The 396-nt window shown below is 54.8% G+C and carries 1 pseudogene; it reads right to left on the bottom strand.

Annotation, left to right across the window (positions count from 1 at the left end):
- Positions 1-85: 85 nt before the first annotated feature.
- Positions 86-396, bottom strand: a pseudogene (locus M3221_RS25745) (shikimate dehydrogenase); the annotation flags it as partial.

The following is a 396-nucleotide window of genomic DNA, read 5'->3' on the forward strand; positions in this document are numbered from 1 at the left end:
TCATAGCAATATACGTCAGCGTTGACAATAGATGCCGGGATAGCTGGTACATCACCGTCTATTCCACTGGACGTCGCATTGACGATCAGATCGAATGTTTCCCCGGATAAGATAAGGTATCCATCTCCCTTGCGCTAACGCTCCCGGTATGGGCGAAGAGAGTGGCTAACTCACGGGCACGAGAATAGGTGCGATTCACGATCGTGACGGCGCATCCCAGCGACAGAAGCGGCAAAAGAACCCCGCGAGATGCCCCACCAGCACCAACCAGCAGGATCCGTTGGCGTGGCTTAATGAATCCCAGGCGTTCCAGATCGCTCAGAAGACCAATACCGTCGGTGTTGTCCCCCAGTAAACGGCCATCTTCCAGGCGTTTCAGGGTGTTTACTGCTCCCG

Origin of the sequence: Domibacillus indicus (assembly GCF_023715895.1) — a bacterium.
Classification (GTDB): Bacteria; Bacillota; Bacilli; order Bacillales; family Domibacillaceae; genus Domibacillus; species Domibacillus indicus_A.